The organism is Pantoea sp. ANP04 (assembly GCF_041982285.1).
Classification (GTDB): domain Bacteria; phylum Pseudomonadota; class Gammaproteobacteria; order Enterobacterales; family Enterobacteriaceae; genus Pantoea; species Pantoea eucalypti.
Genome location: NZ_JAUTYS010000001.1, coordinates 356,371 through 367,004, shown reverse-complemented (window position 1 = coordinate 367,004; position 10,634 = coordinate 356,371). Strand labels below are relative to the sequence as shown.

At 31.6% G+C, this 10,634-nt stretch carries 6 protein-coding genes and 2 pseudogenes; 4 read left to right on the top strand and 4 right to left on the bottom strand.

From position 1 onward, the window contains the following. Positions 1-435 precede the first annotated feature (435 nt). The 4 genes from Q7C21_RS01615 (at position 436) to Q7C21_RS01600 (ending at position 7,451) form a co-directional block, all read left to right on the top strand. On the top strand, positions 436-3,711 hold the full coding sequence (locus Q7C21_RS01615) for a hypothetical protein (protein ID WP_375150294.1): 3,276 nt from the start codon (positions 436-438) through the stop codon (positions 3,709-3,711). Further along, a complete protein-coding gene (locus tag Q7C21_RS01610; RefSeq protein WP_375150293.1) occupies positions 3,708-4,157 on the top strand; it encodes a hypothetical protein in 450 nt (149 codons plus the stop codon). The genes Q7C21_RS01615 and Q7C21_RS01610 overlap by 4 nt, the downstream gene beginning before the upstream one ends. Beyond that, entirely contained in the window at positions 4,154-5,320 is a 1,167-nt protein-coding gene (locus tag Q7C21_RS01605) for a hypothetical protein (protein WP_375150292.1), read from the top strand. Before Q7C21_RS01610 ends, Q7C21_RS01605 begins: the two co-directional genes overlap by 4 nt. 925 nt (positions 5,321-6,245) lie before the next feature. Next, entirely contained in the window at positions 6,246-7,451 is a 1,206-nt protein-coding gene (locus tag Q7C21_RS01600) for a hypothetical protein (protein WP_375150291.1), read from the top strand. Positions 7,452-7,773: 322 nt separating this feature from the next. Here Q7C21_RS01600 and Q7C21_RS01595 read toward each other — a convergent pair. The 4 genes and pseudogenes from Q7C21_RS01595 to Q7C21_RS01580 all read right to left on the bottom strand — a co-directional run. Continuing rightward, positions 7,774-7,947 (bottom strand): annotated as a pseudogene (locus Q7C21_RS01595) (integrase); the annotation flags it as partial. A 54-nt stretch (positions 7,948-8,001) separates the two neighbouring features. Continuing rightward, positions 8,002-8,406: pseudogene (locus Q7C21_RS01590) on the bottom strand (MFS transporter); the annotation flags it as partial. 135 nt (positions 8,407-8,541) lie between these two features. Further along, the gene (locus Q7C21_RS01585; RefSeq protein WP_375150290.1) at positions 8,542-9,252 is read right to left on the bottom strand and encodes a hypothetical protein; all 711 of its coding nucleotides are present in this window, start codon (positions 9,250-9,252) and stop codon (positions 8,542-8,544) included. Positions 9,253-9,371: 119 nt separating this feature from the next. After that, entirely contained in the window at positions 9,372-10,538 is a 1,167-nt protein-coding gene (locus tag Q7C21_RS01580) for a restriction endonuclease (RefSeq protein WP_375150289.1), read from the bottom strand. Between the last annotated feature and the right edge of the window lie 96 nt (positions 10,539-10,634).

The following is a 10,634-nucleotide window of genomic DNA, read 5'->3' as shown; positions in this document are numbered from 1 at the left end:
GAATGTAAAAATGTAATAAATGGAAAGGGGATAGCCCAATATCAACATGCTCATTATTAAAAACATTAACGACGTCAAAATTATAAGAGGAGCAAAGACAATTTTATAATAAATAGCTGAGCGAATATTAGCATCAATTTTTTTTTGAACAGGGTATCGTTTTGTTTTTGTCTTAGTGGCACTTGGCATAGTATATTCTCACTATTTTTATTAACTTAAAATAGCTTTAATCTTTAGCATATCTTGTTTTTTTATGCAATTATTATTTGCTGATAATTTAGTAGTAACAAAATTGTTAGCACTATTCTGCGGGAATTGTAAAAAATTAATTTCCATTATACTATATACAGTATCGATGAGATTGGTTTTAATGACATAAGCATCGCTTCAAGTTATCAATATGAAGCGGGTGACGTGAACTTAGTAGGATTTTATATGAAAAAAGTTTCTTTGAGCGTATTACTTCATAATGTTTTTTCAGCAAAATCTCTCAACGGAGGTAAATCGCACTCTTTTATAACATCAAATTTCATCAAAACATTAGAGCAATTAAGTGGGTTTGATTTGGATGTGTTTTTGATGAGAGCTACAAGTAACCCCAATTATCCAGTTAATCTCGACTTTTCTGCGAGGAACATATTTAATTTAGATCAATCACATGACATTAAATTCAAAAATTTTAATTCTCAACTTATATGGTATAAGCACCTTTTTTTAAAGCATAAAAAATTCCTAAATGGGATTTTACTGTCAAAGAAAACACTCGACAATATGATTCTCTATTCATCAGGAGAAGAATGCATTAAGCATATTGATGAAATAGAAAAATTGTATGGAGTTACTTTTTGGAGCGTGGATTGTCGTCTTTTAGTTAATAAAGTATTGCTCAACGAAAGCAATACACAATACATCAAAACAATTTTGGCTGAAAATAAATTTAAATTATCTGAGTTTTTAATACAGCAGCTGCTCTTCAAACATCAAGTAAATAACTTTGATGATTTTTCTAAAAACCTTAACAAAATCCTAGATGATATGCGCACAACTAACGACAATGGTTATGCAAAGTTTCTTGCAGATGGCATTTCTGCATATCTGATTCCCTTAGAGTTTGATAAAAAAATTGATGTTAATGAACGCAGTCTTTCTCCTTTTACGGTCTTACCATTAATTGATCAGTATTTGCTTTTCCATCGAATGATAACAGATATTCAAATTCATGGGCGTGGTTTAAGTAAAACTGAATTGAATATAGTGTTGGAGATCTGTAATGAGATAGATGATAAAAGTTTGAAGCAAGTAGTAAATAAAAAGAATGTTGAAATTGTCGACATCGATTCTGAATACAAAGAAATAATTAAATCTTACACAGTTGGTGATTACCACAAAACGCTAAAACAAATAGATGCTCTAAAGTGGAGGAAAGACATACTCTCTTTAATTGAAATCTATGCTAAATCCCATGTGTATTTAGGGTTAGAGCCAAAAAATAAATGTTTGTTCGAAAAAATAGCCGCTCTTCTTATAGATATCATTAAATGTGACAGGAAAGCAATAAAAAATATCGATGAGTTTGAACTCTTAGCTGCTAAATTGTATTTTAATGATTCATCTGCAGCTCTTCTTTTTACTTTATTTAATCTGATTAGTGATAATGATAATAAACTTCAGATTTCAAAAAAGAATATGAAGAAAAACGGTTGTAATGTTACATCTGCTCATCTTGATTTCGATATGAATGAGTTATGGACTATATTGAGCGTTAATGAGAAGGATATACCTGAATATCGAAGGCTGAAATTTAAAGAGATCGTCAATTTTGATAGCAAAAGTTTAATTGCCCATTACGAAGATTATTCAAAAAAAGTAGTAATTGAATCAGAGTTTGCAAAAGATTATTCGATTTTTTTATTAAACTCAGATTTGCTTGATTTGTGCATTAGATTTATTGCAACTAACTGCATTTTAAATCCAGTAAGCTATTATTTTTTTCCCGTCAAAAATGTTTTAAGCCGTGTTAAAGAAAATTTAGATGAATATGCATCAATTGCATTATGTATCCTTATTGATATTGATATTAAGCGTACAAACTGTTTGACAAACGAATTTCTTTTGGAGAGTTATGAGAGCCTTGCTGATAAAATGCAGATTGAAAGGCCATCTGAATTCTTTCTTAATAAAGGATTAGACTCACTTGAAAAGTATTTCTTAAAGTTTGTTTGTATACCCTCTGTATTAGATTCTGATCCTAATTTTACGGGGACAGAAGATTTAAAAAAAGAAAGAATAGCCATTATAGATTTACTACTTTCTCAAAAAGAAGATATTGATCTTAAGAAAGAACGAGATGAAATTATCGATGAGATTTCTTTTGAAGACATAAAGACAAGATATGAAACTGGCAAGATATTTGTTGATATTGAAAGTCTAAAAAGGTCAAAGCTAGAAAGATATAAATACTACTATGACACACTCAAAGATTCGTTATTACTGGAACTAAAGCCTCCAGAGGAATTTACTTTAATTTCTGATGAAGGCAATGTCACAGCTATTCCAGCTGGAGATACTAACTCTTTATTAGTTGAATTATTGAAAGAACTCATTACTGACTTCGTGAAAAATGAGAACTATGGACTCGATAAGTATTTAAGTGCGGACATTCGGCATGGTATTTTCGAAAATCAATTCCGGTCTAGTGCTGAAAAAAATCAATTAATAACTGACATGGATAGTGAAGGTAATTACTTAATTAGTAATTTGATTGCTGAAACATACCCTTTAATCAATTCAGTTATAAGTAATGAAATTGGAAATGCTATAGCAAATTTTTCAAAGCGGTTTGACACTGAGCTATCTAAGGCAAATTCATGGTTCAATGTAAAAACTACACTGGCAAGTGAGTCAGAAGAAGGAATGATTGATTTTATAATTTCGGTTAATATGTTTGAAACATTCAAAAGTAAAGTCGTTATAGCAAATAATTTTGAGTATTTTTTTGATGCATGTATAGCCTTCATGTGGGATATAACATTTAATCGATTGAAATTAATCAAAGAGCGTTTGCACTTTGAATTTAGGCATAATGTTTTAGATTTAATCTTAACTCTTAAGCATCAGGTTGATATTTACCGGCGCAGAAGTCCAATGATAGAAATACAGGAAAAATTAGATGCATTGGCAGAGGACATCAATAAAGAAGTTTCGACAGTGTGCGAATGGCTAAATGTTTTAGAATATAATGAAGAAAAAATATATAAAATATCTTCGGTAATGCTTGCTTGCAAAAAAACCTTTTTCAGCATTCATCATTGCGAAGAAGACGCGATAAGTATAAGTTTTGCTCATGATGAAGATGATGCCAGATTATCTTATAAAGAAGCCAAACCTCTGATAACATCTATAATTACTGCGTTAAATAATGCTATGTCTTATGGGGATAAAAAGATTTGTATTGGTATAACTACTACTATCCATGGATGTATTATAGATATAAAAAATATCATAGTAGAAAAAAAAGGTATGAGTTACTCAGGGATTTTGTCTGAAATTGAAGAGAAAATCAAAAAAGGTGATTCAAGCTTGAACACTAAAGAAGGTGGTGCTGGAATTTATAAAATTTATGATTTGCTGAATTCTATTCCAGAAAGATTCAGTGTTGAGCATGAAATACAAAAAGATTATTTTATTTTAAGAATCATGGTGAAAAAATGAATATCTTAATTGTCGAGGATATTGAATATAAGCGTGAGAAAGTAATTAGCTCCTTATTTAACATGTCCTCAAGAATTGTAATTGATGTAGCAAAGTCCTTTTCATCGGCTGTGAACTTGGCTAATGATAATAAATATGAACTAATAATACTCGATATGAGCATACCTACCTATGATAAAGGACCTAATGAAAATGGTGGCAGATTTAGGGTTTATGGAGGTAAAGATATTATTCGTAAGCTTTTGCGGAAAAATGATATACCGAGAATCGTTATTTTAACACAGCATACTACATTTGGAGAAGTTGGGGATCAAAAGACTACAGATACGCTCTCAGAAGAAATTGAAGCATTAATAGGAGATAAGTTTTTGGGGATCATAAAATATGATTCAACTAAACCGCAGTGGAAAGAAGAACTCAACAAAATTGTACAGGGTTTGATATGATTAAAATTCTTATTGTTGATGACAGCATCCCAAGAATCAACAAATTTAAAAATGCATTAACTGATCTTTTAGATAAAAACGCTATAGAAGTGGATGAAGCTTTTACGAGCGACTCAGCAAAAATCGCACTCAGATTAAAGCAATACGATTATTTAATACTCGATGTCTTTTTACCAAAAAAAGAAAAATACACACCAGATGAAAAAAACGGATTGGAACTTTTAAAGTATATTAATTCTGATAAATATTCATATTCTCCAAAAAAAATAGTTGGAATAACCGCACACTTAAAAGATATAATTAAGTATGAAGCTGAATTTAGGCATTATGCATCAATTATTTTTGAAGCAAGAATTAATGATATAAGTTGGGTTGAATCGTTAAAAAAAATAATTCATAAAGATGTCGAATCAGACGCGGCTGTCTATCTAAGAAAAGAAGATAATATATTAATTACCGTTCATGGAATCAGAACGCTAGCACCATGGCAAAAAGATATTGAAACCAAATTAAAAAGTTTAACAAATAATTTTAAGTTTACTCATTTTAATTATGGTTTTTTAAATGTTGTTTGTTTTATGCTTCCTCCGACTCGCTATCTGTTCTCAAAAAAAATAATAAATGATTTGGAATTAGTAGTAAAAAATAACTCTAAAAGGAGGATTTTTATCATATCCCATAGCTTCGGAACTTATTTAACATACCATGCTTTAAGAAGGTTTTATGGGTCTGATGTTAAAATTGAATGCGTAATATTCTCAGGTAGCGTATTAAGAAGAGATGTTTCTATGGAACCATTAAAAAAAATTACTAGAAGGATAGTCAATGATTGTGCTGTCGAAGATTATATTTTATTAGCATGTAACTCTTTAGTTTTAGGACTGGGAGATGCGGGGCGAAAAGGATTTAAGGAACCTAATGACGAATGTTTTACCAATAGATATTTCAAAGGTGGTCATTCTGTTTATTTTGAAAAAGATGACTTTATTGAACAATATTGGATGCCATTATTAACAGCAGAAGGGGATGTGGCAAATGTTGACTCTCGAAAATCACACATTTTTTCTGATGTAACTAATGCTGTGCAAAATTTACTATCATATGTCAAGGGGGGTATCTGGTTTTTTATATTTTCTCTGGTAGCCTTCTACATATTTAGTTGAATTAGTTTTGGTGGATTCAGTCAAAAACTTAAGCATGATCCTAATTTACAACGTAACCCATATATACTATGAATATGCACGGCGTTGTTTTACGGGCTAACATAATTTTAATAATATGTTCTGTTTGCTTTAATCAAAATAACATGTTGAACCACTTAACGCTGAGCCTTACCAGTCATTTCGTAATGTCGTATTACGTATCATAATTTAACAAGGGTGCTTCTATTTTTAATATTTATTTCTTCATCCGGTAATTTTAAACCTGAATCACAAGTTGGATGTTTGGTTTCAGCGCGATTAATAATTGAATGATTATAAATAGTTACATTAACATCAACAATAGCAGGGCTTAAGTTCGTAAAAGTGATAAGTAAGTAGTGAAAGATTTTACAGATATGTCAAATATTAATGTTTATTATATTATTTTTGAGGATGTGATTTAAGCCTTCAACTAACATTGCTGTTTTTATTTTGGGGAGAGTTTATTGAGATTTTAGTATGTGTTTTCATTATTTTTTATTTGTTTCTTTTATATTTCTTATAGGGTGGAGAAGGGAAAATAATTATTATAAAATTCTCATCTATTAGGGCTGCTTTAGCAGCCCTAATGAGTTAATTAATTAATTTTAGTGTTAATTTATTTTATGCTCGATACTTATGGTAGTCTGATTTCCTGAAAGAACGTTTATAACTGGATGTTCTGGCTCACATATGTGAGAAAATGCAATTAGAATATATATAAAAAACCTTTTATGGGACATTTTATCAACTCCAATTAGGATGGGAATTCATCATCACTCAACCTGATTACTAAAACACGATCATAAAATTCTGTAGGAAATGATCTGGACTAGTCAACCTATTGATATAGTTGATTTTTTATGTCACATCTAATATCGAACAATAATTTTTCAGGAGATGTCATATGAAGACAACGGATTACGAGAGCTATGCTTTTACAAGAATAAAAAACTTTATTGCTCAAGAAGTATACATAATGGCTGTAAGGAAGAAGTATCCTTCTGTATACGATTATATATGTAAAATTAATTTCAAACTTAGAGAGGGATTTAGTTATATTAAGACTGAATATGATGATATTATCTCGAATGAATTTGAATATTTCATAGAAACAATGTTAAATAGTGTAGTTCATTGTGCTAGTTATAATGTTAAAAAAGACGTGGTTATAAATTGGCTATATAACATATATCCAGCCGATGAATATGAACATGATGATGAGATTATTAACGTTTTAGAAAATCTGAAAAAAAGGATGTTAATTTCTTTAGAGGATATTTCTCTAGTAACTACAGGTCATTCTTTTAATTTTTCTCACGAGTTTCCGCCCTTTGTTTTTTGTCTTTGCAATAATCACGTATTTGCATTGCTATATTACTATGGTAAAGAGTACCTGCCAAAGATAAAGCAAGAAAATAAAAAAGTTACGATTACCTCTGTCCGAGAACCATTCCAAATACGAAGGAGTTATGGGCGTGATCTTTACCGAACCCGAAAGGAAAAGGTCGAAATATATGTTCCAAAAGAAAGTTTAAGAAAAAAAATGAAAGCAAGTGATGGGGTTTTAGATTTTTCTAACACTCAGGATGACTTAATACAAGAGTTTTTCTATACGTCTTTATTGCCTGATAGTGAAACTGTAAGTTTAACAAAAGAACTCAGAATAGGTATTGATACTACTATTTCGCTCGATAACCTAGTTGTTGATAAACTTTTGGAGATGATCAGATATGAGTTATCTACGGTTCAAAAAGATAATAAAAATGCCAGATATGTTTTGGCAAAAAATTTAAATGAATTAGAAGAGGCCTCTAAAATTCCTGAAATAAGTAAAGCTAATATTATAGTTTTTGAGAGGTTACATATGTCACATTTACCTGAAATTAAAGGCGAAATCATTGTAAAGAACTATCTTTGCGGGTTGATCATTTTAAATCGGTACCTCTTTGAAAATGAAGGTGGCTTGTCTCTGGATAATTTGTATTCTAATTTATCAGAGGAGCTTACAGTTAACTATAAAATTGACAAATCAAATTTTTCGGCAGTAACAATTAGACGAGGTTACGAGGCAATAAATAAAATGCTTAAAAATAAAATCGAATTAATTTAATTTTTACTTTTTTGATTTATAATAAATCATGGTGGAATGAATGAGCGTCTGTTTTCTTCTTTGCTTTGCTATAGAGAGAAAGTTCGTGAGTTAATATTTATACTGGTTTTTAATATTTCTTATGTGGATGATTTATATGATAGAGTAGGGGTTAATAAAAATTAATTTAGAATTTTAATAAATTAGTTGCACTATATTAATAATAAAGATATTTTATTTATGGCTTCTGAGGCTTATAAAGTGAGTATAGCTATCTCCCAAGTTGTCTTAAAATTCATTACAAATTTTTAGAGAAGTTGTAAGGCGTCAGAGTTCTAACCTTTCAGGCTTCCAGATAGTCAGCCCACCATTGCAACATAAGCTTCCGTTCTTCTAAATGCTGTGCTTTATGAATGTAAGCTGCTCTAACGCTATTACGCTCTTGATGGCTTATTTGTCTCTGTACGGCGTCTCTTGACCAAAGCCCGGATTCAATCAATGCACTGGAAGCCATAGTCCAGTACGAAAAAAGCCAGACCCAGTTGGCTGGCTTTTTGTTGAATAATGAAATTTATTGGCCTAAATCACGTAGCTTGTTGCCAGACATGAGATTCTTTTCGATATGCTCAAGAATGACTCCTTTGGTTTAAGGGATCAGAAGAAAAGTTATCACGATAAAGATCAGGTTGAAGCCGGTATAAAGCCAGAACGTTCCTGCAGGCCCAATACTACCCAGAAGTGACAGGAAGGTTGCTCCGATTATCATGTTGGCAACCCAGTTAGTAGTCGTTGAGCAGGTAATCCCGAAGTCCCGGCATTTCAGAGGTTGTATTTCAGAACACAGTACCCAGACCACCGGAGCGGCGCTCATTGCATAGCCCCCTATGCATAGCATGGTCATACCCACTGACACTCATGACAGGCAGGAACTGATATCTCCCTGACCCGCTTTCATGAGGCAGTAGCCCAGAACCATATTACAGATGGTAACTTCAATTGTTTCCTAAATGATAGTCTTTATCTTGGATATGCTTCTAAATACTCTCCTACTATTAAATTTTAATTGAGGCTTAAAGATATAATAATTCATTATTCAGACCGATGTATTTTTTTAGGAGAACTCTTTTTTTCGCTGTTTTGCCAGTGCTAGAATGTTTTTTAAGTATTCAAAATGGTTGATGATATTTTTCATTACAATGGCTCCAAGGGAAATGCCAAGAAGAAAAAACAAACCTAATATCGAAATTATATTGGCAACGTCAGTGTCGAATAATCCTTTAAATAAAATACTGCCTATTTTTTCAAATCCACCTAGAGATTGTACAGCAGAGTATGATAATCCTAAAATAGATATAATGGCAGTTTTAGTACCAAAGAAATCTGATATACGTGCTTTAAATCGTTCAATTTTAAGATTTAACCAATATGTTGCATATTCCAACTCGGGAATAGAATAGTGATCGAGTTGTTCAACATTCTTCTCATCGTGATTGATTTCTATTTGAAAGTCGTTTAATACTTCCTTTCGCATATTAAAGAAGAATTTCATATCAGCGACTATAGGTGTTGATAAGCATATAATTCCAAAGATATGATTCATTATAAGTAGCAATAAAGCGTAAATTTCTACGCTCTTTTTATCAATATTAAAAGTTAAGCATAGAATAATTAGTGCCCCCAACAGCAGAAGACATAGAAGGCATCCAAGCAAAGAGTAATTTTGTATTTTTATTGAGGTTTTTTTCTTGGATTTTATCAACGCAAATGGAGTGTGTGATTCCATTTTACTAAGAATGCTAACTATCTGATTAACTCTATTCATTTTGTTCTCGCACGTCTAAATTTAAATGTTATTGATCTAGTCAATCTATTTTCGTGATTTAAATCAGAACACAATACATAATTAACAGTAGCGATTTTTTAATATTTGAAGATTTAAAATCATTTAAATTCTTCTATTATTTTTTGATTGTAGTCTTCTAAGTATTTTTGTAATTCATTTCTGTCAATCAAACGTACTTTTGCTGATTCAGCAAGTTCTTTAGCCGAATTAGTGAAATATGAATTTGTAATAACCATTGCTTCGTCACATGAGTAAAATGCTTTAGCGGAGATAGCTTGTTGTACTGCTGAATTACCAACTGAGCCAGAGTAGTTTTTTGCCTGGATAACAATATTTTTGTCAAAGCGAGTGACAAATAGATCTGCACCTTGATCTTGGGTTCTCTTGGTTTCTTTAACATCATACCCAAGAGTCTGGAAAATTTTGACTAAGAAGTCTTCAAATTCAAAACCATTCATTGAGTCCACTGAGTACATATTAACATATTTATCGGGATTGAAGTGCTCAAGGCGTGTAGCCAATCTTTCGACTAAAATGTCAAAGTATATAGTTTCACAGATTGATATATATTTTCTAACATTATCAATCGACATTAATGGTGTGCCTGGAGTGTTTTGAGCATTCTCATTGAAATCTAATGCAGGGAAGGTTATTTTATTGTTCCAGACAAAATATAGAAATAAAGATAGATCCGCTCTAAAGGTTGTTCCTGCTTCTTCAATCCATGATTTTAAAGATTCTGTGAGTGTAGGTTTGATATGCCTTTTGATCTCATTCGAAAATCCACTATATAAAGCGTTGAATGATGTGGTAAGTAAAAGCTTGTCCAAAAGCATTGGCAGCTCTTCTAACTCATCAAAGCCCTTCCGAACAAGTACTTCGCGAAACAAAACAAAATCAGAGTAGGTACTTTTATCTTCAGTCAGATTATTCTCTGACCGCTTATCATGTGAAAATTTTGTCGTGTAGATGAAATTGGTGAAGTAAGGATCCTTAAATGTTGCATATTTATCTAGGACATTTTGCAGGAGACTATTGAGTTGGGATTGCTCTTTCTTTTTTCCGAATAAGTCTTTTATGATTCCTTTTGACTGATATTGAAACTCTGGATAAAAAGAGGGATTAAGAGGAATCATTTGTTCTGAGGTGATAGGGGGAGGCGTTTTTGTGCCCCATGAATTCGTTGCAGTTGGTACTCCGCCAGAACACCAGGGACAAATAATTTCGAAAGATGTCTTGCTGCATGAGTAACACTGATAAATCATTAGGCTATTTCCTTTTGAAATTATTAGGCTTAGTCACGGTCTTTGGATCTTAAGGTTTAGTGGCTACTCTTTTAGTTGAGTATAATAGTAGATGCA

Bases quoted from the DNA above. Each gene is read 5' to 3' on its own strand.
- Q7C21_RS01605 (WP_375150292.1), top strand. From the start codon at position 4,154: ATGATTAAAATTCTTATTGTTGATGACAGCATCCCAAGAATCAACAAA.
- Q7C21_RS01580 (WP_375150289.1), bottom strand. From the start codon at position 10,538: ATGATTTATCAGTGTTACTCATGCAGCAAGACATCTTTCGAAATTATT.
- Q7C21_RS01615 (WP_375150294.1), top strand. From the start codon at position 436: ATGAAAAAAGTTTCTTTGAGCGTATTACTTCATAATGTTTTTTCAGCA.
- Q7C21_RS01585 (WP_375150290.1), bottom strand. From the start codon at position 9,252: ATGAATAGAGTTAATCAGATAGTTAGCATTCTTAGTAAAATGGAATCA.
- Q7C21_RS01610 (WP_375150293.1), top strand. From the start codon at position 3,708: ATGAATATCTTAATTGTCGAGGATATTGAATATAAGCGTGAGAAAGTA.
- Q7C21_RS01600 (WP_375150291.1), top strand. From the start codon at position 6,246: ATGAAGACAACGGATTACGAGAGCTATGCTTTTACAAGAATAAAAAAC.